The sequence below is a fragment of the Desulfonatronum thiodismutans genome (assembly GCF_000717475.1).
Lineage (GTDB): Bacteria > Desulfobacterota > Desulfovibrionia > Desulfovibrionales > Desulfonatronaceae > Desulfonatronum > Desulfonatronum thiodismutans.
This window is the reverse complement of the sequence record NZ_JPIK01000025.1, coordinates 1-26,384: the sequence shown is the minus strand read 5'-3', so window position 1 is coordinate 26,384 and position 26,384 is coordinate 1. Positions and strand designations below refer to the sequence as shown.

23 protein-coding genes are annotated in these 26,384 nt (G+C 54.5%); 10 read left to right on the top strand and 13 right to left on the bottom strand.

Annotated features, from left to right (window positions below):
* Positions 1-3 precede the first annotated feature (3 nt).
* On the bottom strand, positions 4-3,525 hold the full coding sequence (gene mfd / locus GY33_RS0117440) for a transcription-repair coupling factor (protein ID WP_031388553.1): 3,522 nt from the start codon (positions 3,523-3,525) through the stop codon (positions 4-6).
* Between the two features lie 79 nt (positions 3,526-3,604).
* Here mfd and GY33_RS21860 point away from each other — a divergent pair, with 79 nt between their 5' ends.
* A complete protein-coding gene (locus tag GY33_RS21860; protein WP_326923855.1) occupies positions 3,605-4,087 on the top strand; it encodes a hypothetical protein in 483 nt (160 codons plus the stop codon).
* A gap of 120 nt (positions 4,088-4,207) precedes the next feature.
* On the opposite strand, the gene GY33_RS0117430 is transcribed toward GY33_RS21860, so the two are convergent.
* A complete protein-coding gene (locus tag GY33_RS0117430) occupies positions 4,208-5,560 on the bottom strand; it encodes a UDP-glucose dehydrogenase family protein (RefSeq protein WP_031388551.1) in 1,353 nt (450 codons plus the stop codon).
* Between the two features lie 459 nt (positions 5,561-6,019).
* Here GY33_RS0117430 and GY33_RS0117425 point away from each other — a divergent pair, with 459 nt between their 5' ends.
* From GY33_RS0117425 to GY33_RS0117395, 7 genes are read left to right on the top strand one after another with little or no spacing between them, the layout of a single operon-like run.
* Positions 6,020-6,994 (top strand): D-2-hydroxyacid dehydrogenase, encoded by a 975-nt coding sequence (locus GY33_RS0117425; protein WP_031388550.1) that lies wholly within the window; start codon positions 6,020-6,022, stop codon positions 6,992-6,994.
* Between the two features lie 56 nt (positions 6,995-7,050).
* On the top strand, positions 7,051-7,317 hold the full coding sequence (locus GY33_RS0117420; RefSeq protein ID WP_031388549.1) for a glutaredoxin family protein: 267 nt from the start codon (positions 7,051-7,053) through the stop codon (positions 7,315-7,317).
* Positions 7,314-7,634, top strand: a complete 321-nt coding sequence (locus GY33_RS0117415) for a ferredoxin-thioredoxin reductase catalytic domain-containing protein (protein ID WP_031388548.1) — start codon at positions 7,314-7,316, stop codon at positions 7,632-7,634. The genes GY33_RS0117420 and GY33_RS0117415 overlap by 4 nt, the downstream gene beginning before the upstream one ends.
* 27 nt (positions 7,635-7,661) lie before the next feature.
* On the top strand, positions 7,662-7,844 hold the full coding sequence (locus GY33_RS0117410; RefSeq protein ID WP_031388547.1) for a hypothetical protein: 183 nt from the start codon (positions 7,662-7,664) through the stop codon (positions 7,842-7,844).
* Between the two features lie 57 nt (positions 7,845-7,901).
* A complete protein-coding gene (locus GY33_RS0117405) occupies positions 7,902-8,606 on the top strand; it encodes a glycosyltransferase family 2 protein (protein ID WP_235185556.1) in 705 nt (234 codons plus the stop codon).
* A 50-nt stretch (positions 8,607-8,656) separates the two neighbouring features.
* Positions 8,657-9,715, top strand: a complete 1,059-nt coding sequence (locus GY33_RS0117400) for a glycosyltransferase family protein (protein ID WP_051822793.1) — start codon at positions 8,657-8,659, stop codon at positions 9,713-9,715.
* Positions 9,712-10,998, top strand: coding sequence for a glycosyltransferase family 2 protein (locus GY33_RS0117395; RefSeq protein ID WP_051822792.1), 1,287 nt, complete (start codon positions 9,712-9,714; stop codon positions 10,996-10,998). Before GY33_RS0117400 ends, GY33_RS0117395 begins: the two co-directional genes overlap by 4 nt.
* Before the next feature lie 8 nt (positions 10,999-11,006).
* On the opposite strand, the gene GY33_RS20100 is transcribed toward GY33_RS0117395, so the two are convergent.
* The 8 genes from GY33_RS20100 to GY33_RS0117350 form a co-directional block, all read right to left on the bottom strand.
* On the bottom strand, positions 11,007-13,904 hold the full coding sequence (locus tag GY33_RS20100) for a glycosyltransferase (protein WP_152555244.1): 2,898 nt from the start codon (positions 13,902-13,904) through the stop codon (positions 11,007-11,009).
* Positions 13,905-13,930: 26 nt separating this feature from the next.
* Positions 13,931-14,743, bottom strand: coding sequence for a methyltransferase domain-containing protein (locus GY33_RS0117385; protein WP_031388542.1), 813 nt, complete (start codon positions 14,741-14,743; stop codon positions 13,931-13,933).
* A gap of 25 nt (positions 14,744-14,768) precedes the next feature.
* Entirely contained in the window at positions 14,769-16,502 is a 1,734-nt protein-coding gene (locus tag GY33_RS0117380; RefSeq protein ID WP_031388541.1) for a CDP-glycerol glycerophosphotransferase family protein, read from the bottom strand.
* A 176-nt stretch (positions 16,503-16,678) separates the two neighbouring features.
* Positions 16,679-17,467 (bottom strand): phosphocholine cytidylyltransferase family protein, encoded by a 789-nt coding sequence (locus GY33_RS0117375; protein WP_035272599.1) that lies wholly within the window; start codon positions 17,465-17,467, stop codon positions 16,679-16,681.
* Positions 17,468-17,746: 279 nt separating this feature from the next.
* Positions 17,747-18,157, bottom strand: coding sequence for a putative toxin-antitoxin system toxin component, PIN family (locus GY33_RS0117365; protein WP_031388539.1), 411 nt, complete (start codon positions 18,155-18,157; stop codon positions 17,747-17,749).
* A complete protein-coding gene (locus GY33_RS0117360; RefSeq protein WP_031388538.1) occupies positions 18,157-18,426 on the bottom strand; it encodes a hypothetical protein in 270 nt (89 codons plus the stop codon). The genes GY33_RS0117365 and GY33_RS0117360 overlap by 1 nt, the downstream gene beginning before the upstream one ends.
* Before the next feature lie 190 nt (positions 18,427-18,616).
* Positions 18,617-18,982, bottom strand: a complete 366-nt coding sequence (locus GY33_RS22025; protein WP_031388537.1) for a four helix bundle protein — start codon at positions 18,980-18,982, stop codon at positions 18,617-18,619.
* 112 nt (positions 18,983-19,094) lie between these two features.
* Positions 19,095-20,465 carry an ATP-binding protein gene (locus GY33_RS0117350; RefSeq protein WP_031388536.1) on the bottom strand — a complete coding sequence of 457 codons (1,371 nt, stop codon included), beginning with the start codon at positions 20,463-20,465 and terminating at the stop codon, positions 19,095-19,097.
* Between the two features lie 292 nt (positions 20,466-20,757).
* Between GY33_RS0117350 and GY33_RS0117345 the strand changes: the two genes are divergently transcribed.
* Both GY33_RS0117345 and GY33_RS0117340 read left to right on the top strand, forming a co-directional pair.
* A complete protein-coding gene (locus tag GY33_RS0117345) occupies positions 20,758-21,015 on the top strand; it encodes an AbrB/MazE/SpoVT family DNA-binding domain-containing protein (protein ID WP_031388535.1) in 258 nt (85 codons plus the stop codon).
* Positions 21,015-21,347, top strand: a complete 333-nt coding sequence (locus tag GY33_RS0117340; RefSeq protein WP_031388534.1) for a type II toxin-antitoxin system PemK/MazF family toxin — start codon at positions 21,015-21,017, stop codon at positions 21,345-21,347. The genes GY33_RS0117345 and GY33_RS0117340 overlap by 1 nt, the downstream gene beginning before the upstream one ends.
* 222 nt (positions 21,348-21,569) lie before the next feature.
* On the opposite strand, the gene GY33_RS20750 is transcribed toward GY33_RS0117340, so the two are convergent.
* From GY33_RS20750 to GY33_RS0117315, 3 genes are all read right to left on the bottom strand, one after another.
* Positions 21,570-23,978 carry a glycosyltransferase gene (locus tag GY33_RS20750; protein WP_084185322.1) on the bottom strand — a complete coding sequence of 803 codons (2,409 nt, stop codon included), beginning with the start codon at positions 23,976-23,978 and terminating at the stop codon, positions 21,570-21,572.
* 29 nt (positions 23,979-24,007) lie between these two features.
* Complete coding sequence (locus GY33_RS21145) at positions 24,008-24,799, bottom strand: hypothetical protein (protein WP_152555243.1); 792 nt, start codon at positions 24,797-24,799, stop codon at positions 24,008-24,010.
* Positions 24,800-24,866: 67 nt separating this feature from the next.
* A complete protein-coding gene (locus tag GY33_RS0117315) occupies positions 24,867-25,835 on the bottom strand; it encodes a Gfo/Idh/MocA family protein (RefSeq protein WP_031388531.1) in 969 nt (322 codons plus the stop codon).
* Between the last annotated feature and the right edge of the window lie 549 nt (positions 25,836-26,384).

Genomic DNA, 26,384 nt, shown 5'->3' with positions numbered 1-26,384 from the left:
AGATCATGAGGAAGCGGGACGCGAGGGCGTCAGCTCGGAAAGCAAGATCGTGGCTTGTTCCAAATGTCTATAGTTAGCCGCCTTGTCCGCAAAGCGCAACTCCACCCGGTTGGGCGGGAGCAATCGTGCCTGGTCCTGGTGTTGAAGGACCCAGGGGACTATGGCGTCCAGCACGGCGAGGTCCGCCTCCCCTGAATCGCCGCCCCCATCCTTTCTCCCGTTGGTCCCGTCCGGCCAAGCCACGACCACTTTGCCCGGCAGCAGGTCGGCCTTGACCGCTTTCAGGGACGACAGCAGCCGCTTCAACCGGACGACCTCCCCAAAAGTCCGCAGTTCCTCGGGAAAATTTCCAAACCGATCCTTGATTTCCCCTTCGATCTCCAAAGCCGCCTCATCCGTGGCCGCGGAGGACAAGGCCTTGTAAAAATGCAGGCGGTCCCGGGCCTCGGGGATGTAATCCTCCGGAATATGCGCCGGATAAAGGACGTTCATTTCGGTCTGGACATCCTCTCGGGGGGCTTCGCCCTTGAGCCGCCGGACTTCGTTCTCCAGCATCTCCAGAAACAACTCCAGCCCGACCTTGGAAATGGTCCCGGATTGGGTCTCGCCCAGGATGTTTCCGGCTCCGCGCAGCCGCAGGTCCTCCATGGCCACGAAAAACCCCGCTCCCAGGTAATCCATGTCCAGGATGACCTGCAACCGCTTGCGGGTGGATTCCGGCAAGCCGTCGAGGTTGTTGACCACGAAATAGGCGAAGGCCTGCCGCTCGCTGCGGCCCACCCGCCCCCGCAACTGATAGAGCTGTCCCAGTCCGAACATCTGGGCCTGGTCCACGATCAGGGTGTTGGCCCGGGGAAAATCCAAGCCGGATTCAATGATCGCGGTGCAGACCAGGATGTCCAACTCGCCATGCCAGAATTCGTGCATGGCCTCTTCCAGCATGGTCGCGCTCATCTGGCCGTGGGCCATGCCGATCCGGGCCTCCGGGGCCAGGGAGCGCACGTACTCAACCACCTGCTCCAGCCCCTGAACTCGGTTATGTACCCAGAACACCTGGCCGCCGCGTTCCAACTCCCGGGCCAAGGCCTGGCGGAGCATCCCGGAGTCGCGTTCCAGAAGAAAGGTTTGCACCGGCTTGCGGTCCACGGGCGGGGTCTCGATCACGCTCAGGGAGCGAATTCCGGAAAGCGAAAGCTGGAGGGTTCGGGGGATGGGCGTGGCCGTGAGGGTCAGCACGTCCACGTTCTTGCGCAATTTCTTGAGTTTTTCCTTGTGCTTGACCCCGAAACGCTGCTCCTCGTCCAGGACCAGCAGGCCCAGGTTGGGCAGGTGCACGTCGTCGGAGATCAGCCGGTGGGTGCCGATGAGAATGTCCACCCGCCCCCGGGACGCGGCCTCAAGGATCTGCTTCTGGCGGACCCTGGGCACGAACCGGCTGAGCATGGCCACCTGGACCGGGAAGTGTTCCATGCGCATCCGAAAATTCTGGTAGTGCTGCTCGGCCAGGACCGTGGTCGGGCAAAGCAGGGCCACCTGCTTGCCGTCCATCACCGCCCGGAAGGCCGAACGCATGGCCACCTCGGTCTTGCCGAAGCCCACGTCCCCGCAGACTAGACGATCCATGGGCTGGGGCAGATCCATGTCCGCCAGCACGTCGTCGATGGCCCGGGACTGGTCCGGAGTCTCCTCGTACCCGAAGGAGGCCTCGAAGTCCCGATACATCTCGTTCATCGGGCTGTAGGCGTAGCCCTTGGCGATTCGGCGATAGGCATAAATTTCCACCAAGTCCTGGGCGATCTTTTCAATGGCCTTGCGCGCCCGTTCCTTGGTCTTGGTCCACTGTCCCCCGCCCAGCCTGTCCAAGCCCGGGGACGCGCCCTCGGGCCCCTTGTAACGCTGAACCAGGTTCAGGCGATCCACCGGCAGATACAGTTTGTCCTCTCCGGCGTACTCAATCAGCAGATAATCGTTGGCCGCGTCACCGATCCGCACCCGGTGCAGCCCGTCGAAGCGGCCCAGGCCGTAATCCCGGTGCACCAGCAGATCCCCGGCGGACAGTTCGTCGAAGGAGTCCAGTCCGGCAAAGCCTTTTTTGTGGGCTTGGCGGGCCGGACCTTTTTTCTCGTCGGGCTGGAGCACGTCCTCAGCCAAAAGCAGCAGACCATTCCATTCCAGGTCCAGCCCCTTGCGCAGAGAGGAGCGCACCAGGGCCACCCCCTGGCCTTGGGGATCAAACGACTCCCCGAAGGAGATGCCCTCCTCGGCCAAGCGCTTGCCAAACCGGTCTCGGGAATGATCCGAATGAAAAGAGATCAGCACCTGAGGCCGCTCATCTTGCCACGTGCGCAAGGCCTGCATCAGCGTGCTCCAGGGACGTTGTCGGGCTTCGGGGCGCCAGAATAGGTCCTGAAAGGAGCCGAATGCCTTTTCCGACAGGTCGACGCCTTGGCGATCCACGCCGATGAGCAGGTCCTCGAAAACCATCTGTCGCCGGTTGTGCCACGCCAGCCTGGCCGAGGACGCGGGCTGGATCACGCTGGACCGCAGCCAGCGGACCTCGGCCTCGCAGTCGTTCTCCCGTGCGGTCTCCTCAAGAAACGCCTGCCAGGCCCACTCGCCCTCTTCCAGTCGCGGTCGCAGCTGGGACGACCCGGAAAGCAAAAACGTGGTGTTTTCGGGTATCCATTGGTTCAAGGTCGAGAACCGTTCGTAGTACACTCCGGGGGCTATCCGTCCGTCCCCACGCTCCAAAGCCCGCAGCAAGGCCCCGTGGCCACGGTCCGAGACCTCGCCGGTGGCGTCGAAGCGCTGCCAGCAGGCCTGGGCCCGGGATAAGGAGTCCGGGCTCAGCAGGGCCGGAGCCACCGGCAGGATGATCGCGTCCGGGACGTCCGCCATGGAGCGCTGACGCAAGGGTTCAAACAGGCGCATGCTCTCCAGGTGCTCACCGAAAAACTCCATCCGCAACGGAATCTCAAAGCCCGGCGGGAACACGTCCAGGATATCGCCGCGCCGGGCCGTCTCGCCAACGGCGCCAACCATGGACGACCGGCGGTAGCCCCAGGAAATCAGCTGCTCCAGAATCAGGTCCGGGGATATTTCCTCGCCCACGCTCAGATGCAGAAACGCATTCTCCACTTCCTCACGGGGCGGCCACTTGGGCAAAAAATTCTCCACGCTCAGAACCAGGCCAAAGGGCCGAACCGCGCCGTGCAGCGCAAAAAGGGTCAACCACCGCTTGCTCCAGGCGCCGAAGTCCGCGTGCAACGGGTCCTCGGGCGGATAAGCAGGCAGGGAGAACCAGCGCCGTTTCCAGAACAGGTCATGATCGTCCCGGGAAAACAGCCGGACAAGGGCTTCCATTTCCGGAACCTGCTTGGCTTCCGGGACCACAAACACCACGTTTTGCCCTTTGGCCAGCAAGGCCTCGGCCAGATAGGCCTGGGTCGCCGGACCGCTTTTATGCACGTACAGCGCGTCCTTGCGCCCGTGTAGGAACTCCTGAACGTCCTTGGTCAAATACACGAACCGTCACCTCTATTGTTCATCGTCGAACGCACTTTCTTTCCAAAACATTGCCCATCATTTCTGGAGAAATCTCTTCTTGGCGGGCATCCACTTTGCACATTTTGTGTCTGCTCTTACTCCGGCAATGGCATTACTCTGTGCTGAACAGTTACCTTGGCGGCCTTCGTGCCCTGAGCGAAGCGGGCGGTTGGCAAAAAATCCCGGTTGCAAAAATCTCCCAGTTCATTACAACTGCGCCCTGTCGCGATTCGGGAGCGTCGCCGCGCACCCGGTAAAACCCCATCGGAGGTCATCCAGCAGCATGGCTTATTACCACGAACACTCCGCCGTATCGGTCTCCCTGGACGAACACGTCAAGATGCTCGGCGATGAGGATCTTATGGATTTTTGGGAAGAGAGCCAATTTATGGAAGGTTTTTTTCACGAGCACGACATCTACCCGGAATTGCCGGCGGAGAATTACGAACGGCTCATTTTGCAGGAACTGCAATTGCGTTTTTGCCAGCGAGGACAACCCTTCGCCACCCAACCACAAATCGAAACGCCCTGCCCCTTCTGAACCCCGCCTTAATTCCCCACTCCGGGTTTGCCTTGCCCGGCATACGCATCCTATAAAACGGCCGGCAACATAGGGGCACNNGTGCCCCTATGTTGCCGGCCGGGCCCCCCGCGCAAAATACTACGACGCGGGCTTTCCCCCGAGATGCCCTCGGCCGATGCAGACGTAGTCCAGGTCGAAGCGCTTCAGAAATTCCGGATCATACAAATTGCGGCCGTCGAAAATGATCGGCTCGGACAGGGCCTTGCGGATGCGCTGAAAATCCGGATTGCGGAACTGATTCCATTCCGTGGCCACGACCAGCACGTCCGCGCCCTCCAGCACCTCGTACTGTTGATCATGAATGGACACCAGCGAGTTGTCCGCCAAGGCCTCTCGGGCCTTTTCGCCCGCCGCCGGGTCAAAGGCCCGGACCCGCATCCCGGCCGAGGTCAATTCCGCGATCAGTTCCAGGGCCGGGGCCTCCCGGATGTCGTCCGTGTTCGGCTTGAAGGCCACGCCCCACAGGGCCAGTGTCTTGTCCCGCACCCCGCCCTTCGGGGCGAAGAAAGCGGAAATCTTGTCCACCAAGATCCGCTTCTGGCGCATGTTCAAGCCGTCCACGGCCTTAAGCACTCCGGGTTCGTAGCCGCTGCTCACGGAAGTGTCGATCAGGGCCCGGACGTCCTTGGGAAAGCAGGACCCGCCATATCCCAGGCCGGGGTAGATGAAATGCCGGCCGATGCGCGAATCCGAACCGATGCCCATGCGCACGTCGTTGACGTCCGCGCCGACCCGTTCGCAGATATTGGCGATTTCGTTGATGAACGAAATCTTGGTGGCCAGCATGCAGTTGGCGGCGTACTTGGTCATCTCCGAACTGCGCACGCCCATGATGATCAGCTTTTCCCGGCTGCGGGCGAACGGCGCGTAGAGGGCCTTGAGCAATTCGGCCACCCGGACGTTGTCCGTGCCCACCACCACCCGGTCCGGTTTCATGAAATCGTTGACCGCGTCGCCTTCCTTGAGGAATTCCGGATTGGAGACCACGTCGAACTCGATGCTTACCCCGCAGGCCTGCTGTTCTTCCAGGATCAGCGCCCGCACCTGATCGGCCGTGCCCACCGGGACCGTGGATTTGTTCACCACGACCTTGTACTCCTTCATGAGCTTGCCCACGTCACGGGCCACCTGATGGACGAAACGCAGGTCGCAACTGCCATCGGGCCGGGAAGGCGTCCCCACGCAGATCATCACGAACAAGGCCGAATCCAGACCATCGGTCAGTTCGGTGGTGAAGCGCAACCGGCCCTGCTCCGTGTTCCGCTGCACGATCTCTTCCAATCCCGGCTCAAAGATATGGATTTTGCCCTGAGTCAGATTTTTGACGATCTCCGGGTTCACGTCCACGCAAACCACGTTGTTGCCCATTTCCGCGAAACAAGCCGCGGTCACCAACCCCACGTATCCCGTACCGACAATACATAAATTCATGACGAATGGATCTCCTTCACAAAAGTGTTGTTCCTTGCATCCATGGCAATCACGCCAAACGCGACGCTTTCTTACCGCCCCCGCATACCGGGCACAACCCCCACGAATCGAGGTCGTTCGGGCTTGAGTTCAAACCAGTAAAAATTTTCCTGACAATTTAAGAGCTTGATCGTATTACCCCGCCGCCCAATCCACCGACGCTTGATATTCACCATTCATCGATGGTAGCCCAATTGCTAGAACGACGAGCAACAACAGAGCTTTGAACTTCGAATACGCCTGAACTGAGTGTTGAAAAAGTCCTTATCCACCAGTCCGTTCAAAAACCCCAAGTGCAAGGAGCAAAAAAGTTCAAGGTCAAAGCGTATTTATTCATACGTGAGAGTTTGAACTTTTTGCAGCGACGCAGCAATTGGGAGTTTTTCAACGAACTGTGAAGCCCTTTTCTGGAGATCGCCCATGAACATCGTCGTGCTGGACGGCAAAACCATCAATCCCGGCGACAATCCCTGGACGCACCTGGAGGCCTTGGGTTCGTTGACGGTCCATGACCGTACCGCCGCAAAGGACATCCTCCCCCGTGCACTGTCCGCGGACATCCTCCTGACCAACAAGACCCCGCTGCGGGCGGCCACCCTGGCCAAGCTGGACGAGCTGCGGTTTATCGCCGTGATGGCCACGGGCTACGACGTGGTGGACCTGGACGCAGCGTCGGCGCGCGGCGTTCCCGTCTCCAACGTGCCCAGCTACGCAGCCAAATCCGTGGCCCAGTTCGTCCTGGCCCTGATCCTGGAGCACTGCCACCGGGTGGCCCTGCACGACCAGGAAGTCAGGGCCGGGGAGTGGGCCAAGGCCAAGGACTTCTGCTTCTGGAAAACCCCGCAGATCGAACTCTCCGGCCTGAAAATGGGCATCATCGGCTTTGGCCGCACCGGCCGCCTGGTGGCCGAACTGGCCCACGCCCTGGGCATGGAGATTCTGGTCCATACCCCCCGGATCAGGGAAACCCCGTCCTACAAGCCCTTTGCCTGGAAGCCCCTGGAAGACGTGTTCGCGGAAGCGGACGTGATCAGCCTGCACTGTCCCTTGAAACCGGACAACGCCGGCTTCGTCAACAAAACCTTGCTGGCCCGGATGAAAAAGACCGCATTTTTCATCAACACTGCTCGGGGAGCCCTGGTCAATGAGGTGGATCTTGCTGCCGCCCTGAACGCCGACGCACTGGCCGGGGCCGCGGTGGACGTGGTCTCCGAGGAGCCCATCCGCCCGGACAACCCGCTACTCTGCGCCAAAAACTGCCTCATCACCCCGCACATGGCCTGGGCCAGCCTGAGTTCCCGCAAACGCCTCCTGGAAGCCACTGTGGAAAACATCAAGGCTTTTCTGTCCGGTCGGCCCACCAACGTGGTCAACCAGCCCGTTTCATCGGAGTAAAGCCCCTGCCCAGCCATTGCTTGACGCTATAACAATCTCAACAAGGAGCCTCTCTCATGTCCGAACCCATTCGCGTCTACGCCCTGAGTACCTGCATCCACTGCAAACGCGCCAAGGAGTTCCTGGACCAATGCGGCGTGGAATATACCCCGGTCCATCTGGATTGGATGACCGGCCAAGAACGCACCGACGCTTTGACGGAAATGAAACAGCACAACCCGGCCCAGAGTTTCCCGACCATCCTCATCGGCAACACGGTCATCGTCGGCTTCAAGAAGGAAGAAATCGAAAAAGCCCTGGGCAGGGAGCCCTCCGCGTCATGACCCCCGAGCAGCTCTGCGAAACCCTGCGCAAGATCCAGGAGCCCAAAGGATATTTTTTCAACAAGGACAAGGAAATGGTCTTGGAGCTGATGGCCTCTCTCCTGGCCAACAAGGAGCGCCACGGCTACATGGTCTGCCCCTGCCGCCTGGCTTCCGGAGACCGGGACCAGGACAAAGACATCATCTGCCCCTGCGTCTATCGGGAACCGGACGTCAAAGAGTACGGCAGTTGCTACTGCGGCCTCTACGTCTCCCAGGACTGGAACGAAGAAAGGATTCCACACGAATACGTGCCGGAACGACGCGCTCCGGCTTGATGATCACTTGACCGATAACCTCCCGGAATGTCCGTACGCACCCTTGCCCAAGAACTCTACGCCCTGGAGCGGAAGGTGGAACGTCTGCGCCATGAACTGGAGCAGGCCCCACCTCCCCGCAAGGAAGAGATCGACCCGGGACTGCTCCGAACCATCGCGGAGCGTGATCGTTTGCGGACGGTGCTTCGGGCCAAGAAGGCGCGAACGTGAGGAGGTCATGAACCGAACATTCCCGCATCTCCCATCTTCGCGGCTTCGCGACTTCGCGTGAACCAAGAATCATCCTTGGCGACCATGCTCTTCTCCATCATCATTCCCAGCCGCGGCACTCGCCCCAAGGCCCTGGCCCTGGCCATCGGGAGCGTCCTGGCGGCCTTGAGCCACGTGGCGGGCAAACTTGAACCGGAGAAAGTGGAGATTCTGGTGGGCTTTGATGGTATTCGCGGAGATAGGGTCGTCACGGCGGAAAATGTTCACTACTTTGACCTGCCCCGAGACCAGAACTGGGGCAACGGGATTCGCAACATCCTGCTCCGTCGGGCCAAAGGTGAACGGCTTGTTTTCCTTGACGACGACAATGCCTTGATGCCTGGCGCCTTCGCCGCCTACCTCCGGCATATGGACGCGGACATGCTCATCGCCCGGATCGACGCCGGCAAAGCCTTCACCAGCCCGTTTCTGCCCGTGGACAAACCTGGCAAATCCCTGGTCCGCCAAGGCAATATCGACCCACTTTGCCTCTGTCTCACACGGGACTTGGTGGTCGTCCGCGGCCAGGGCTGGCAATCTCACGGTAAATACGAATCCGACTACCTGAATATTCTGCGTTACTGGCGACGAGCCAAATCCATACAGCATTCGGAGGATATCGTTGGCATCTATGATGCAGGAGCCGGGCTGGACCCGGAAGGCGTCAACCAGCGCCAACACGATTTGCTCGTCCATAAAAGGAAATCAGAGGCTGGCTGGTGATTCCCATGCTTTCTCATCCTCTCTAACGCTTCGGCGGCCCCACCCCCTCCATGACCAACAACGTCAGGCACCCCCCCTCACCCACCCTGCTCTGGTACGGAGCATCATTTTTCTCCAAAGCCCTTTCCGACCTCGGCTGGAACACAACGATCAAGCGCCGGTACCAGCCCGCCGCCGTCACTTGGCGCGAACTGTTCGCGGACCTGCCGACCCCTCCAGACGTCCTGGTCGTTGCCGACTACAGCGGCCCCCCGCCCCTGCTCGACCCGCACACCTGCCCCAGCCTGACCGTTTTCTATAGCGTGGACTCGCACATCCATTCCTGGCACCCATTGTACGCCCAGGCCTTTGATCTTTGCCTGGTCAGCCTGCGCGACCATCTGCCCCGCTTCTCCGGTTCATATCTCGATTCCGGCCGCGTGCTCTGGAGTCCGCCGTTTGTCCAAGACACTCTCCACCCCGCGCCCAAAGAACAAATCTGGGACGCCTTGTTCGTGGGCAAGGTCGACGCCGACTTGACGCCCAGACGCCACAGCGCCCTGCAAGCCCTCAAGCAGGAACTTCCAAACCTGGAAGTCCACCGGGGCAGCTTCCCCGAACTGTTCCCCCAGGCCAAAGTGGTCCTCAACTTCTGCGACCTGGACGACCTCAATTTCCGCGTGTTTGAGGCTCTGGCCTGCGGCACGGCCCTGCTTACCCCGCGCATCGGCCACGGCCAGGACGATCTGTTTCATCACGGCGAGAACCTCTGGCTCTACGACCAGTCCGCCGACGGCGGCGACGTCACGGACCTGCTCCACCAGCTTCGCCGCCTCCTGGCCGACGACGCGCTGCGCACCCGCCTGGCCCGCAAAGGCCAGGCCACGGTCTACGCCGACCACCGGGCCTCCCACCGCGCCGCGGCCTTTACGAAATGGTTAGGCGCACACGATTGGTCAACCCTGATCGCCAGACGTCAACGCATTGCAACGGACGTCCACCGCGACATTCTCCGTCCGTTGTTTCTGCATCTCAGCGAATCCTTGCCTGAAGGCCATGACCTTCGAGCGCGCTACTACCAGGCAAGCGCAAGACACCTCCTCAACATACCGGAGAGCCCCGACACATGACCTCCCCCCACCTCTCCATCATCATCCCGGTCTTCAACCAGTGGCCCTTGACTGAACAGTGCCTACGCAGTCTTCGCGAGCACACCCCCGGGCGCTTTTTTGAAGTCATCGTCGTGGACAACGCCTCCACGGATGAAACCGCCACCCACTGCAAAGCCCTTGGCAACAACCTCTTTCCCGAGCGTTTTCACTATCTTCCCCAGCCCGATAACCTGGGTTTCGGTCAGGCCTGCAATATCGGCGCAAACCAAGCGGCGGGGGAGTTTCTCTTCTTTTTGAACAACGACACCATCCTCACCCCGAACTGGTCCCCTCCCCTGCTCCAGGCCTTCCGCTCCGATCCGCTCCTGGGCGCGGTCGGTCCTCTCTTGCTCTATCCGGGATCAGATAGGGTTCAGCACCTGGGAGTGGCCTTTTTGCCAGGCTTTCAGGCTGAACACATCTACGAACACTTTCCGTCCGCCCATCCCTTGGTCCGCAAGCCTCGTCGATTGCAAGCCATCAGCGGCGCGGCCTTTTTCATCCCACGCGAACTGTTTCGTGAATGCGACGGTTTTTTCAAGGATTACCGCAATGGCTGTGAAGACCTGGACCTGTGCATCCAAGTCCGCAAAAAAAAACGACGCATATCCTGTATCCCGGAGAGCGTCGTTTATCATTTGACCAGTCAAACCCAGGGGCGCTTCGACAAGGACGCGGACAATTCCGCTCTGCTCCTGTACCGTTGCGGCGCATCGATCAAACCGGATATTCTCGAACTCGCGGCCATGGACGGGTATGAGCCACGGCTCACGCCATGGCTGGCCTTTTATGTGGCGCTTCCCAACGACCGACTCGCCCGGCTCAACGCGGAGGCAGGCGCACGCCCCAGTCCGCAAGCGACATGGGATGGGTTGCTGCAAGAGCCGTTATGGACTCCCGGATACGCCTTGCTTGCCGAGGCCCTGGAAAGGGCCGCGGCCTGGGACGAGGCCTGCATGATTCGCTTTCTCCAGGTCCACTTCGAACCCTCCGTGGAGGGCATGGCCCGTTTGCTCCATACGGCTCAACAAGCAAAAAACGGCATCCTAGTGGAACAGGCTTTGGAGAAACGACGCAATATCCTCGCAAAACTCCAGGAACCCGCCCCCTTGACGGCCAGAGCCCGGTCCATCATAGCCCAGGCCCATGAGGACCGGAACGAAGCCGTCGAGGCACTCTACACCAAATGGCTGTCCACCCAGGAGCCGGCATTCCCGAAGCCGGCCCCCAGTCGGTCGACCGGTCCGTTCACCACTCGCTGAAAAAAGGCTCACTTCCGCGCGGGACGTTTTCGCGAAACCCGCAGCCGCTCCAATCGCAGGACGTGCTCCGGATCCCCGACCGTCTCCACCAGCCCGCGCCAGTAATGCTCGGCCTGCTCCAGCAGGCCATGACGCTCGGTCAGTTCGGCCAATTCTTCCAGAACAACGTACTTGCGCGGATCAAAAGCAAAAAACCGATAGGCCTCCTGATACGTCGCAACGGCCTTGTCCACGCCCCCCTGTTCGGCAAGTCGCCGGGCCCGCGTCCAATAGGGATTTGGGTTGGCGTCGTGCATCACGCAGACATGACCATGTTCATGCTCTTCAATCAGCTCGTACTGAATGCCGTCCTGATGATACGTTTCCATTTCGTCCGCGGCCAAAACGTCGCCCCAGCGGGACAGCAGCAGTTCCTTGTTGCGGTCCATGGCCTCGAACCGGCCCGGAGTCCGGCTCTCCAGATGCGTGACCACGCTTTTCGGACAGTAGACGACCTTGTATCCTGCCCGGCGCAGGCGCAGGCAGAAATCCACGTCCTCGTAGCCGTTGACGTACTGCTCGTCGAAACCGCCGAGACGGTCGAAAACAGCCTTGTCGACAAGCATGCAGGCCGCGCTCACGGCCTGAAACTCCCGCTGTTGCCGAACCGCCGGGTGCTGTGGATGGAAAAACTTGTAGATATGCACGGGCTTGAGGTTGTGATCAAAAACCACTCCGGCATGCTGCACCAAGCCGTCCTCGAACAGCAGCTTCGCTCCCACGGCGCCGATCCGCTCGTCCCTGGCCGCGCAGGACCGCAACGCATCCAGCCAGCGGCATTGGACCCGTGTATCATTGTTCAAGAAAACCAAATATCGCCCATTGGCCGCCTTCGCTCCTTGATTGCAAGCTTTGGCGAACCCCAAATTCGCCTGGTTGGCAACACGCCGCAACGTTCCTTCTCGTTCCAGGCTGATCAGCATTTCCGAGGTCCCATCCGTTGATCCGTTGTCCACGGCTATGATCTCAAAGGGAACGTTCGACGTATTTTCCAGAATCGACCGGATGCAGTCCCGTGTCAGGTTCTTGTTGCCGCAAACGGGAATGATGATGCTGACATCGGGAACCGAGGCGGTTTTGAGCAGCGCTTCATTGCTTCTCACGGGTCCGGACTTCCTCATTTGATCGACTCCCGCCATGACGTTGTGGAGCGGATAAACATAGGTTTCCACCGCACGCCGCACCCCCAACCCGGAGCGCCGGACAGCCAGCCCCAGACGCTCCATGGCCTGCTCCCAGCCCAAGTCGGGAGGAAAACCTCCGCCGGCAGCGTAGACGTCCTTGCGGATCAAAAAGCAGGCCGTGTCCAGCCCGCCCACGGTCATGCCGCCGCCTTGCAAAAAGCGGTGGAAGATGAAGGCCACGTCCGCGTCGTTTTTCCGTTCGCCGCCGGGCAGCATGTGTTCCAGCAAAACGCGCTGCTCCATGCCGGGGCCGATGGCTTGCACCACCCCGGTCTTCGGCTCCCAGCGAAAGTAATTCGCAAGTTGCCGCAACCAACCCGCCGGAGTCACGAGCCGAGGGTCCCAGAAGGCCACATGATCATGCCGGGCACAGGTCACGGCTTGATCGAGGAACTGACCCGTCGGATAGGCGCAGTCCACCCACCGATCATCCGATTCCAGAGCCGATCCCATCGGACGTCGCCCGACAAAGACCAGCTCCAGGTCAATTCCGGGGTTGTCATGTCGCACCGTGCGCGACGTTTTCGCGATCATCTCCGCCTCACCACCGCGCCAGGGAATCACAACCGTAAACGAAACGGGATGACGCATCCGCGGAAGGCCGGCAATAGCCAGGGCGGCCCGCTCCACGCCGCGTCCGTCCCGTCCAAGGCACATCCGATCGGCATAGTGTCGTCGCAAGGCGGAAAGGCGGGTCGGCTCACGCAGTTCACGGTCCACGGCATCGCGCAACTCCTCCCAGGAAGAAACCACGGTGCAGGCGTCACGGACCTGGTATTCCAAGTCCAAGGGGTCGAAGTGCTGGAATTCGGACTTCCGAGGATTGTCGAACAGAACAATAGGGCGGTCCAGGAGCATGAACTCTACGAAGGCCGAGGATACATCGCTGATCATCACATCCGCCGCGACCATGACCCGGGTCAGGTCATAGGTGATCGGGAGGACATGAACCCGCGGGTTGGTCGCGGCAGCGGCGACATACAGATCGATCCATCGCCGATCCGTCATGCCGTGCAGCTTGATGACCAGATGCGTCTCCCCATCCCCTTCGGCCCGGGCAAGCTCGACAATGCGCTCTTGGACAAACGGGATGGCGGAAAGCTCTTCGTTGTAGGTCGGCGCGAAGAGCAGAATCCTCGCGTCCCGAGGAATCTCCCAATCGTGGCAAAACCGATCTCTGGTAAAGGCCTTGGGCCCGAAAAGACCATCGGCCTTGATGAAGCCCGTGGGCACGATGACTGAAAAGACGTTCTCAGCTAAAATATCGCGATGCCACTCCCCGGGAACGCAGATCAGGTCGGCGATATTCTCTCGTTTGACAATCGGCTGGCGGGTATAAAAACAGCCCTTGCTGATCATCCCGTGCCCCACGTTCACGATCCGCCCGCAATCACGCAGAATGTACGCGGCCCCGATATCCGCGACCACGGTGACGTCCGGTGCATAGGCCCGGATGTCGACGACATACCGCGCCTTGGCGGAAAGCCGCTCCACGGTTCGGGCATCCAGGCCGCGGCCTAACGTCCCCTGGATGGATTCAGAATATTCAGGTGAAGCGAAAGCGAGTTCAAAACCGGGAAGGTGTTGCTGGAAGTAGTCGTGAATCGGCTCAAGAAAAGGGAGATGAAGGTTACGCTCCACGAAGAAGAGCAACCGAAATGTATCTTGAGGTTGACGTGTCACAACTGACTCAGAAGATATTATGATGCTTAGCAATATTGGATTGGAATGGGCTTGAAAAGGCACATGTATTGCCCAACTCTTGTATCTCCGATTTCTTCAAGGCTCCAGCCCGCCAAATCGCTTGTTTCAGCAAGCCACTCCGTATTATAGTACATTTTTTTCACATCTCCATGATACACTTTAACATTATTATCTTTAAAAATTGTTGCATAAAATTTTCCGGAATTGTGAACGACTTTCCGCAACTGCACGAGACAGTCCCAGACTGCATCTGGATAGATATGCGTAAATATAGATTTTGCAAAACAAAAATTGAAACATTTTCCCGGAAATGTTTTTGAAAAACGGAATCTGTCATCAATCTCCAACCATGGCTCTTTCTGCATTAAATCATGATTATTTGCGACGCGATTTTTTGCGAAACAAATAAGTTCCTCTGATATATCCATACCGTGAAAATGCTTCTTTTCAAGATACGTAATCACTTTCTTAGATCCACGCAACGAACCTGTTCCAATATCTAGAAACAAATCATCTTTTTGAAGTCCGCATTCATGAACCAAATAAATGTACTGCTGCTCATGCATATCTTTTCCGCCACCTGTCGCCAAATCAGGTGACATTTCTTTTGCAAGATAGTTCCAATAATTTTTATATGTTCCATGGTCTTGGCGAGCCATCCTTCTTTCCATGATTTTGTCCAAGGCATCCGCCAACTCATGATTTCCAGTCTCTCGTATTTCTTGAACTATCTTTACAGCTTTCTCTCGCACCAAATTTATATTGGGATTTTCAGTAACAGCTTCAAGAAGCAATTCAAGAAAAGTTTCGATACGCACGACTACTCCTCATTATAAAACGGAATTACACGGTATGCACATACGTTTCCAATGCCGTCGCACTCAGATACCCAGCGCTGATCAAACCATCATCCGCATTCCGAATGAATCCGGAAAAACTCTCACCCTCGGAATATCGTTTGGCAAGCGCCAGCGCGGCAACCTTCGGAAGCATCACGCAGGGGGAGGGAATGCGATCATTAAAGGCCGCGGAGCCGATGCCGAAGTTGCGGAAGCTCCAGGCCAGTTCTTCGTTGTCGGAGATAAACAGGCGATCGGGAAACAACAGGTCGTAAACCCGACGCACCTGCTTTGAATCCGCAAGAACCTTGACCATCCCTACATGCCGGTGCCAAAGGAAGTGGTTTTCCATCCATTTCAACCACTGCTTTGGCAAGACCCAACCCGGTTGTACCAGGACCACCCACTCTCCCTTGGCCGCGGCACAAGCCTGCGCAAGCCGATGGCCCCCAAGCACGGACTTCTCACGCCCAATCCCGAAGCCGCCGTGACTCGCCGCTCCGGCGGGAACCTTCACCGGTAGAAGTTCCATGGGCAAGTCTTCGGATTTGGCCAGAACTTCCGAGATGGACTCCCGCTCCGCGAACGAGTCCGCGGTCTGATCCAACTCCAGTAGCACCGAGTATTTAGGCCGAGACCGGGTTTTTCGAGGCCGGGTCAACAGTTCCCGAATAGCCTCGGCGGCACGTTGAACGGACTTGCCGTCACGGCCATAATCCAGTTCTTCGATATACTGCAGGCGTTCCTCCTCCAGAATCTCGGGCTGGTCCAACGCCTTGTCCACCTTTTTCCGGAGGGCACCCACACTATCCGCCTCCAGGACGGCATCCCGGACCTTGTGCTCCAGGTCGGACGGATCATAGTTTTCAAACGATTCCAACTGCGGACTGTTGAATAGCACCACCGGCTTGTTCAGGAGCATGAACTCCACGAACATGGAGGACACGTCGCTGACCATCACGTCCGCGGCATGCATCATGCCGGAGTAGTCCGCGTCGCTCAGAAAGACCACGTCGTCCCGTTGCGCGGCCAATCGCCTGTAGAGTTCCTTCCACGGCTCGGGGGTCATGTGATGCAGCTTGACGCCGATGGTCGTCTGGTCGTCGCCCAGGGTCGTCACCTTGTCCCAGACATGGGGAATGGCGGAAAGCTCAGGGTTGAACGTCGGGGCGAAAAGCACCATCGGTTTCCCAGGGTCCAGGTCGTGTTTGGCGCAGAACCCCCGCTTGCCCATGGCTTGAGGGGAAAAGAGCCGATCCGATTTGATGAAGCCGGTCACCCGGATCGGCGAGAAAACGTTGTCCTGTAGACGGCGCTTGTGCCACGGCCCGGGAACGCAGAGCAGGTCGGAAAGATTTTCTCTTCGGACCACGGGATCACGTCGGTAGTACATTCCCTTGCAGATCAGGCCATGGCCGACGTTGACCACCTTGCCATGCCGGGGCAGGTTAAAGTGGCAGGCATCGGCCACCACGCTGACCCTTGGACGCACGGCTTGGGTCGAGGAAAGGAAGAGCGTCTTTTGGCGGAGTCGGGAAACGGTCGCCGCTTCCACCCCCCAACCCGGCATGTCCTCGCGAGGCGCCTGGAAGTCCGGCGCGGAAAAGGCCAAGCGCAGTTCCGGATACCGCTTTTGAAAATAATCGTGAATCGGCTCCAGAAAAGACAAATGCAGACTCCGCTCGGCGTAAAAAAGCAAGTCAACGTCGGTAGCGTCTGCAATCGTCGCGAAATCCATCGGCCCTCCGTAGCAAACCCCGTTAACTGAGTTTTGAAAAAGACAATTGTTGCAGTCCGTTCAAAAATCCAAAGTGCAAGGAGCAAAAACAGTGCAAGGTCGAAGCGTATTTTTTGATACGTGAGAGTTTGAAATTTTTGCAGCGACGCGGCATTTTGGTGTTTTTCAACGGACTGTCAGGCCACCGACGCGGCCAGGGACAACTCCCGGCGCATCAATTCCAATCCGGAATGGGAACCTCGGAGCTCACTCCTGACAAACTCCGAGGGCAGAGGTTGAACGGACCGCGAGGATTCCGCGCCGAACATTCTTCGCGCTTCCCGCAGGTCTTCATCAAAGTCCACTTCGATGCACCGGTGGGCGGAAATATCCAGGACCTGAAAAGCCACCCCGAGACCAAGGCAGTCTTCGATGCCCTTTTCAAAATAGTCATCATCTTGACACGCCGTCAGGGAACGAACCAAGGCGGGCAAATCCTCCCGCGAGACCCTGTTCACCCCCACGGCCTCTCCATGCGCGCGGTCCACCTGCTTGGAAATCTCTAAAAGCCGCCCATGCCCGTCGGCCCTGTACTTGACCTCTTCCGCCCCGCATCGCTTGCGATCCACGGCAACGACGTTTCCAGGCTGGGCTACCACGGCTTCAACCACTTCGCGATCAAAAACCACGTCGCCATTGGCCCAGAGCACATCGTCGTCCAGGTGCTCCAGCGCATGGAGCAGACTCTTCGATGTATTGGTAATGTAGAAGAAGGGATTGTACTTGTAAAAGATACTTGGAAATTCTTCCATGATCAGACTTTTCTTGAACCCGACCACCACGATGATTTCCCGAATACCGGCCTCGCGAAAAAGACGGATTTGCCTTCCAAGGATCTGCTCGCCATCCGGAAGCAAACTCATGCACTTGGGAAACGGACGCCCCAGGCGACTTCCCACGCCGGCGGCCAGGATAACGGCTTTCATGGTCCCTCCTGGATTGAAAGATGGTAAAATCAGGAGATGCCGTGCAAGTTAAGCGCCAATAATCATTTATTGAAACTTCGAGAAAAAAAACGAGCTTCAATGTGGATTCTTGTACAAGTCTATGGTGGTCGTCGTGATCAAGGACACGCAAAAGTTTGATGGGATGCGTCCAGTCCGGAGCGCCGCTCTCACGGTTCAAACTCCAGCACTCCAGATCATGTTTTAAACCCAGCATCCCAACATCCCAGCATTGTCTTTATAATTCAATTATCTCCATTTTTATGTATCAGACAAGCTGTTCAGAAAATCGGCTGGCTTAAGAATGGCACATTCTTGTCGCCACTCATCCGGATAATGCCGAATATTACCGGTAATCAAAGGAACCTTTGCGTCCATGGCCACTTCAAGAAACGGCGCATCGCTTTGATCCGGCAGATCTCTGATATGCCGCCTGACCAGTACATGCATGCTGCCGCACCGCAGGTAATCAACAATCTGTGCGAGATCCGTAGAAGCAAAGTAGCGGGAGAGTCGTGGTCGGTTCAAAACATCAACGTATTCAGCAAGAATCCGGTCATCAACAGCAAGGCGTAAAGCGCCGGAACGGAGCAGGTCCACAAGGCGGCCTGGTGGGCCATGCGGGTTGATCATGCCGGAAACAAGAACATTGGTGTCAATGACCACGATCATCACCGTTCTCGTCGGCTTTCCTCAATGACCAGGGCAATGTCGTCATCAGCCGACGGCAGTGTCTCGGCCCGCCTGCGTACTCGCCCCACCGCGGCTGAAAAAAGTGCCCGCCGGATTTCAACCAGGGAAGACTCAAGATCTTCGGGCTCCACGCTGATCATGATCGCCCTGGGCTGCCCATCCTTGGTGATGACCAGCTCACGGTCCCGCTCCAACCGACCCCACAATTCCCGTGTTTTTTTCAAGTCCTTGACCTGCAAATATGACATAATGAGCTCCTTATTATCTCCTAATTCGGAGAGACCATTCTTGCCGATCAACAAGGGCTTGTCAATATTTTCCCAGTATTCCAGTATTCCAACATTCTGTCTTATCCCAGCATTCCAGCATTGCCTTTATAATTCCAGCATTCCAGCATTTCTTATGTAATTCCAGCATCCCAGCATCCCAGCATGTTGCTTAAATCCTCTTCCGCAAATACCCCCGAAAACCCTTGACCTGCGCCCTGCAATCGCCCGCAAGACCATACGTTTCATCAAATTCATCCTGGCTGATATACCCGCAGTCCAGAGCCCGGTACAATTGCGACTGCACCTCGCTGCACGACCGCAATGCATACCCCAGAAACTTGACAAACTCCTTGACCGAAGAATCGCCGAAACCTTCCGCAATATTGTCCATGGCCGATCCGGCCGCCCTCCATATCTGATCCTTCAAACTGTAATCCCTGGAAAACTGGTGCTTATTGATGAGCCGATAAACCGTCCTGCAAAGCTCCCTCGCCTTCTGCCAGCATGGCAAATCCTCAAATCTGGTATACTTCATCCACCCACCTCCAACACTTATCTTTCTATCCCAGCATCCCAGCATTCCAGAATTCCAGTATGATGTCTTATATCTTATCCCAGCATTCCAGCATCTCAGCATTTCAAATCCTTCACCCCATGCAGTCGATAACCATGCCCGGAGTTAGAACGTTGCATCCCATGTCGGAGAAACTCTCTTTTCGGGCCTTCTTCACAAACAAGGCCGTAATCACTTGCCTGCCCTTGATAAACGAAGCCTGTCCAACCTTGCGCTCCAGTTCTCCGCGTAGCGCACCCAGATTGACCTTATCGCCCCACTTGACCTCACCAAGCAGGAGAGTGCTTTGATCAACGGATTCCGCCACCAGGTCCAGTTCCATGGGCTTGCCGTCCAGGCCGGCTCCCCACCAGCGGGTCGATGGGCTGAAGCGCTTGCCGTCAAACTCAAGAAACGGGACCGCGCCGCGGCAAAGATGTTCCCATGTCCCCGAAAGATATTGATCATACTGTCTGATGATGTCGCCCCAGACTTGATCGACCAGCCCGAACTCAAGCCTGCTTTTGTTGGGAACGAGAAAAGTGAAGAAGAAATTCAAAAAAGGATCGTCAATTTTATAGAGGGTTTTTTTGGTGGAACGAACCGACTCGCCAAAAGGAAGTTCCCTGCGGACATACCCGAGGTCGATGAGAAAACCGAGCAGCCGGGACAGGTGGGTGGCCGGTTTTCCCAAACGGCCCGCGATTTCCGAAACCCGGTGACAACCCGCGCCGATCAGGCACAAGATGGAATACGCCTGGGTCGACGTACGCATTTCATCATAAAAGAGCCGCTCAGGCTCTTCATGAAGCACGCCGAATTGATCCAGGATGTTGTTCTTAACGGCATCGGCAAAACCGCCGACCTGCTTACGGATCTCCCAATACCGGGGGACACCGCCCCACACTCCGAATTCTCGCACCGCATCGATGGCATCGACATCCAGATACGCCTTAAGATGAGAGATCCCCATGGGCTTGACGCGCAGAACCTCATCAGAGCGCCCATAGAGCGGGGAGGCGCCGTCCAGCACCATGCCATGCATCATCTGTTGCGAAGACCCGCAAAGTATCAAATGGTACCGCAGACTTTTTGCATCCACCAGCCGCTGGATGATCGAGGGGAGTTCCGGACAGTTCTTGACCAGATAGGGAAACTCGTCGATGCACAGCGTTGCCCGTTCCTGCAGAGCGAGATTGAGGCTTGTGAAAAGACTTTCCCAGTCTGGATAAGCAGGCTTGCCAAACCCAGGAACCAGCTTGTCCGCCTGCCTTGCCAGGGCGGCGATTTGCAAGGTCTGATCCCTTTGGTCCGCCGCGAAATAAATGGCGTTCGCCGGAAGGACATGCCGCAAAAGTGTTGTTTTCCCGCATCTCCGGCGACCATAAACAACGACCAGACAGGCTCTCTCCCGGCCAAGAGCCTGTTTTAACCGCAGAATCTCTCTTTCCCTATTGACGAACATATCCCTCTCCCATAAAATAATACACGAGAAAAATAATGTTCTACAAACATAATGTCAACCAAATTCTCCCTTTAAACCATCACAATGCATCCCAACATTTTTACCACGTAAAATGTCGAAGGCCAGCGTAGCTGATTTCACCAGGACCAGCATTGTCTTTATCATCCCAGCATTTCTTATGTAATTCCAGCATCCCAGCATGCCAGCATCCCAGTATTTTCAAGATTCTCGGATTGACAAGGGACTTCGACCAGATTATATTTTAATATAACAAAACCAGGAGAGACAAAATATGCTCACGACAAACCTTCGCAAAGTCGGCGGCTCGGTAATGTTGGCCGTCCCCCCCGTGATCCTTGACTTGCTAAAATTGAACGTTGGCTCAAAAGTCGGCCTTTCCGTCGACAGCGGCTCTTTGCTGGTCAAACCGTCGCCAAGCCCACAATACACTCTGGACGAACTTCTCGTCCAATGTGATCCCTCGCGGGAAAAAAGCGCCGATGACCAGGCTTGGCTGGAGAGCAAGCCGACTGGCAGCGAGTTGTTGTGATGGAAAGAGGAGATATCTATCTGGTGTCGCTGGATCCAACATCCGGCCATGAACAGCGAGGAAAACGACCCGTAATGATCGTGTCGCCTTTGGCGTTTAATCAACTGACGAAAACTCCGGTTGTCCTCCCTGTTACCACAGGCGGAGATTTCGCGCGTACCGCCGGATTCGCCGTATCCCTGAGCGGCACGGGAACAAAGACTACCGGGGTCATCAGATGCGACCAGCCCAGGGCCATTGACCTAGCCTCGCGTCAAGCCCGAAAACTGGAGAGTGTCCCAAAAGAAATCGTGGACGAAGTCCTGGCCAAAATCGCCACAATCCTGACCTGATCATCATGCCTAAAGCCTCGAAGACGATAAACCGCCCAGCAAAGCTCCCTGGCCTTCTGCCAGCACGGCAAATCCTCAAACCTCGTATACTTCATCCTCCCACCCTCCGGCACTTATCTTTCAATCCCAGCATCCCAGCATCCCAGCATCCCAGCATCCCAGCATTATATCTTATCCCAGCATTCCAGCATTATATCTTATCCCAGCACCCCAGCATTTCCATTATAATTCAAGCACTTCTTCATACACCCCCACATACTCCTCCGCATTCTGCCGCATGGTCTTGATCGGACGGATCTTGGTGCGCATGGTGGTCAAGAGGTCGGGCTGCGTCAGGAGCATGCGGATGATTTTCGCCAGTCGCGTTGTATCCTCCCGCGGAAAGAGAAAGCCTTCCACCTTGTCCTGGAACATTTCCCGCACTCCGCCAACATCAGAGGCGATCACCGGCACTTTGGCGGAAAGAGACTCCAAGAGGGTTAAGGGATAGTTTTCCTGGCGGGAAGGGATCACGGTAACGTCAAAGGAAGCAAGAATATTGCCGAGGTCATCCTGTTTGTACGGTCCAAAAAATTTGACATCAGCATTGTCTTTGACCGTTTCCATAACAGCGTCAAAAAACTGCGGTTGAAGCACGGTTCCGTGAATATGCAGTTCTAATTTACCTAACAAAGGCATTTCCAGGAGGTTCAATGCTTTCACAAGTAGATCCAAACCTTTCAGGTAAACAATACGCCCGATGAAGCCCAAAACATATTTACTTCCTTTCGTTGGATTTGAACGGTTAGCTTGAACAGCAGGCCACCCCAGGGCGAGCACACTCGGTTCTAAATAACCATAGCGACGATGCTCTACAGCTAAGTATTTTGAAGGCGAAAACTTTCTGTCTATTGCCTTATAACCGCTTTGGTTAACAAGCTGCCTTAAACGGAAAAACTCAATCACTTCCTCGGAGAGATCAGCTTGGAATCCACTCAAGCACCTTGTGCACTTTTCTGGTGATTCAGGCCCAGAGCATTCCCGTCCCCTGGTATCAATCAAGTGCCCCATGGCACAAAGTAGCCAACGGTCATGCAGAGTGGCCACAGTGGGGATCCTCAATGAATTCGTGATCAAGGGCAATCGGGCGCTTAAGCGGTAGAGTAGGTGAAAATGGACCAGGTCAAACTGTTCTCGGCGCAATAGCTCCTCGAATTGTTGCTCCACACTTTCATTGACAAACATATACTGTGGATTTTCGAACAGATTAGTAGCGCCATCCACGACGTTGATTTGATGTACTTTCAGCCCCTTATATTCCGTCGAGGTAACAGCATAAGGCGTCTTGTCCTCACCAAGATGGCGTTTGCTGATGTCTACGGGATAGAAAAAGGAAACGTCATGGCCAAATGATTTAAGTTCCCAAGCTAGTTTCAGGGCAAAGAGCTGTGCGCCGGCGGTGTTATAAGGGGGAAAATTGTGACAGACAAAGAGCACTTTGTATTTATTTTTTTTTACAATATTGTAATGCAAAACATGTTTATTACTTTGATGCATTTCATAATGAGTCATGGCATTTAATAGCGCTTCATCCTGTTTCGATAGAGGCAGGATAGGGGCAAAGCCAGGGAATGACTCAAAATGCTTAGGGGGGATTTCAAATGGAGTATACGGCATGACGTAAGGTTTTTCATCTGTTTCGGCACAGAAATCATGCCCTTCATAATCCATGATTTTAAGATGATTTGCCTTATTAATGAAAAGTTCCCACCTATTGTTATTTGAAATTCTCAAAATTTCTGCAAACACTTGATAGGCTTTCGGTGTTTCATATACTTTTATCGATGTCTCTATACATGATATTGCACGTGAAATATCCCCCAAACTTAGAAATATTTGTCCTAAAAGTAATTGGGTTTGGGCTTCTGCAAGTTTGACGTTATTCCAATTGTATTGGGGAAAAATTGTTTTTCTTGGATACCTATCTACTAGATTTTGTATTGCTCTACATTCATAAGAATAATCAGGGTTTTGATATGTCATGTTTTGATCATGAACACGCCAAGCATATACCGTTTTTCTAATATGAAAAAATTTTGCATATTTAATAGCTCTTGTCCAAAACTCATAATCATTACATCTTTGAAATTCTATATTATAGTGACCTGCCAAATCGTATACATTTTTTTTTATTAATGTTCCACCATCAGGAATTTTATTTCCGTTTACAAGATATGCACCTAAAAAAGTATTTCTTTTTTCATAATTAGGGAATGGGCGGAAAGCATTTCTTGCGCCAAATTGTAAATAATTTCCATAAAAAACATTACATTCCTTGTGCTGATTAATCGCATTAATATAAATTTTAAGAGTTCCTGGCAGCAAAATATCGTCACTACCAAGCCACAATAGATATTCTCCTTCTGATAGCTCTATGCATTTATTTCTCGCAGATGGAGCACCTTGATTGTTTTGGTAGTAATAATTAATAAATTTGTATTCATTAACCAAATCCCTGGTGTTATCTGTTGAACCGTCATCAACTAAAATAACCTCGCATTGAGCATCAATCTGGCATGCTATACTGTTGATAGCGCAACTTAAATATTTGCATCTATTATATGTAAAAATGCATATTGAAATTTTTTTCATTTTTAAATCGCCACTGCTAATTATAAAATTTAGTTACAAGAAAGCAACCTTTTCCTCAATTTAATAAGACTATTGTAAACATTATCTGTATAAATATTACTGATAAATCCGTCCTCATCAAATTCAATATTTTCAGACAGATTTTTTATTTGTGAATAAGACCACATATTCAAATCTGTTTTTATATCAAGAGGGAAAAATGGGTTTGATTCGCATTTGAATCGCAGATGTTTATCCAAGTTTTCAATAAAATATGATTTTGTTGAAAGTCTTTCAGTCATATTTTTATCAAGACCACAATCAATATTATCACTCCATAGCTTCCAATTTAACATCTCAAGATATGACTTATGTATACATCTACCTAAACCTATTGTTTTTACGTTCCTTCCATCGTTATATCCTTTCCATAAAAGAATTTTGCCACTTTGCAATTCATAAAAATATAGCTGCGTAAACCCAATATACAATGCAGAACCAAGCAAGCATTCTTTATATAATAAAAAAATTTCTTTGTTTAAAAGATCATCTGAACCTACAATAACTGTGGCATCAACTTGCTTTTCTTGCATTTTCAAACAACCAGCGTTCCACTTAGAACCCAAAGGAGTATTTGGAGCTTCAACATAATCAAAATTATTCATAAGAGATAATTTTTTGCTGACATCTTTTTCAGAACCAACAGCTACAAGTTCTAATTCAATATTAGATTTCATTAAATCATTTTGTAACTTTTTATAATAATTTAAAACGATATTGGTGAGATTATGTCTTTTCCATATGCACGTTAACAAACCAATTCTTAGATTATCTTTATTCATGCTGAGATACCTTGATTTATTGCCATGCAGTATTCACCGCCATAGCCGATTGTAAAAAATAATTGCATTATAACCTATTACGTAGCAGCGGATGCACCGTGCCATTCTCCCGGCTGACCGGATTAGCTTGGCGCAGTTCCGAGACCAGATGGATCGAAGGGCGTGCGACGGACAGGCCGAACCCATTGCCAGCCAGAATTTGTTCATAGCTTTGGGTGTGCAGATCCGTGAACCCACCGGAGAATTCCAGCTCCTCGCCGTCAATGGTGATGGAGCGATAGGCCGGCTTGCCTTCCTCAATAGCGGACTGCGGCAAGTCGGTGCGGTCAACGGATAAGTACCAGCGCACCTTGGCCTTTTCCAGTTCAATATAACCAGCCATGCGTTTGGGGCTTGAATGGTGGACTTCCTTGTGTTGGGGGGGGCCGAAAATCCACAGAAGCATGTCAAAAAAATGAATGCCGATGTTCGTGGCAATGCCGCCGGATTTTTCCGGGTTGCCCTTCCAGGAGGTAAAATACCAGCGCCCCCTGGAGGTGATGTAGCTTAGGTCGATGGAATGCTTTCGCCCTGAAGGCAGGGCGTCAATTTTTCGCTTCAAGGCGATGATGCTGGGGTGCAGTCTGAGTTGGAGAATACAATTGACGCGTCGCCCCGCATCCTGTTCCATTTCTTCCAGCACATCCAAGTTCCAAGGGTTGAGAACAAGAGGTTTTTCACAGATTGCGTCCGCGCCGATACGTAGAGCAAAACGCATATGCGCATCGTGCAGATAGTTGGGGGTGCAGATGGACACATAGTGAATGCGGTATTCCTCGCCCATTCGGCGCATTTTCTCCGCATGCCGGTCAAAGCGCTCAAATTCGGTGAAAAACTCCACGTCATAGAAGTAGCTGTCCAATATACCCACAGAATCCGCCGGATCCATGGCCGAAACCAGCTTGCCCCCCACATCTCGAATGGCCCGCAGATGCTTGGGAGCCACATACCCGCCCGCGCCAATCAGGGCGAAATTCTTTCCGATCACATTGCTCATGCCCGCCTCCTGAAGGATGTCCTCAATCATAACAACAGATGCATCAACCTTGCCAGTGTTTTCGGAAACAAGATTTTCCTTGCACAGAGGGAGAAGGTGAATTCTTTCCTCCAGGCCTTCTTCTTGCCAGCAATAACCATCTCAAATCTTTATCGTTCTTCTCAGCGGCAACCCGAAATTGTCTTAATGACAGCATTTTAAAACTTTCATAAGAAGGGTTCCAGATTCGCAATGTAGTCCATAAATGTCGTCGTCTCAAACTGAAATATCCGTCTTGCTGGTAGCGCAATGGTCGTCTCCTTTGAAAAGGAACGAAGACTACGCGCCATGCTGATAAAAATCAATTATTTTAGAATCTTGTGCCAAAACCTGCCCGGCCCGAAAATATCCCGCTCTCAGCGGATGCCCTCTGAGACCTGCGTCTCAAAAAGTACGCATTGCTAAGCTACGAATGTAGTATACCCTAGATCCGTGAAGTTGCTGCATAGCTAATACAGTCGCACTGCAGAAATTCTATTGACTTAAGCTATATATTTCGATATGTTGCCT